Genomic DNA, 1111 nt, shown 5'->3' with positions numbered 1-1111 from the left:
GCTTGGGAGCGGTTTTGTCAGTGGGTAACCTCAACCGAAAACCGCCTCTATGTAGGCTGGTTCGGCGTACTGATGATCCCCACCCTCTTAACCGCAACCATCTGCTACATCATCGCCTTCGTAGCAGCTCCTCCCGTAGACATCGACGGTATCCGCGAACCCGTAGCCGGTTCCTTACTGTACGGAAACAACATCATCTCTGGTGCAGTTGTTCCTTCATCTAACGCGATCGGTCTGCACTTCTACCCCATCTGGGAAGCAGCTTCCTTAGATGAGTGGTTGTACAACGGAGGTCCTTACCAGCTCGTCGTATTCCACTTCCTGATCGGTGTATTCGCATACATGGGTCGTGAATGGGAATTGAGCTACCGGTTAGGAATGCGTCCTTGGATCTGCGTAGCTTACAGCGCCCCTGTAGCAGCAGCGACCGCAGTATTCTTAATCTACCCCATTGGACAAGGAAGTTTCTCCGATGGAATGCCCTTAGGAATCAGCGGAACATTCAACTTCATGATTGTATTCCAAGCCGAACACAACATCCTCATGCACCCCTTCCACATGCTGGGAGTAGCCGGTGTATTCGGAGGTTCTCTGTTCTCGGCTATGCATGGTAGTTTGGTAACCTCTTCCTTAGTTCGTGAAACCACGGAAGTCGAATCTCAAAACTACGGTTACAAATTCGGACAAGAAGAAGAAACCTACAACATCGTAGCAGCCCACGGATACTTCGGACGTTTAATCTTCCAATACGCATCCTTCAACAACAGCCGTAGCCTTCACTTCTTCTTAGGAGCCTGGCCGGTAGTGGGAATCTGGTTTACTGCTTTAGGTGTAAGCACCATGGCGTTTAACCTGAATGGATTCAACTTCAACCAATCGATCATGGATTCCCAAGGTCACGTAATCAACACCTGGGCAGATGTAATCAACCGCGCCAACTTAGGAATGGAAGTAATGCACGAGCGCAACGCTCACAACTTCCCCTTAGACTTGGCGGCTGGAGAAGAAGCTCCTGTAGCTTTAACGGCTCCTGCTATCAACGGTTAATTCCAGTTTTTGATTGACTGAATTTAATCAAAAAAAACGCTCTCCGCAAGGGGGGCGTTTTTTT

General features: G+C 49.2%; 1 protein-coding gene. It reads left to right on the top strand.

Annotated features, from left to right (window positions below; all coding sequences use genetic code 11):
• Positions 1-1047 (top strand): photosystem II q(b) protein (gene psbA / locus AC3A14_RS24680; RefSeq protein WP_487779251.1); only part of this gene is annotated, 1047 nt, incomplete at its 5' end.
• Positions 1048-1111: the final 64 nt, after the last annotated feature.

This window comes from Roseofilum sp., assembly GCF_982964205.1.
This window is presented reverse-complemented; position numbering and strand designations above follow the sequence as displayed.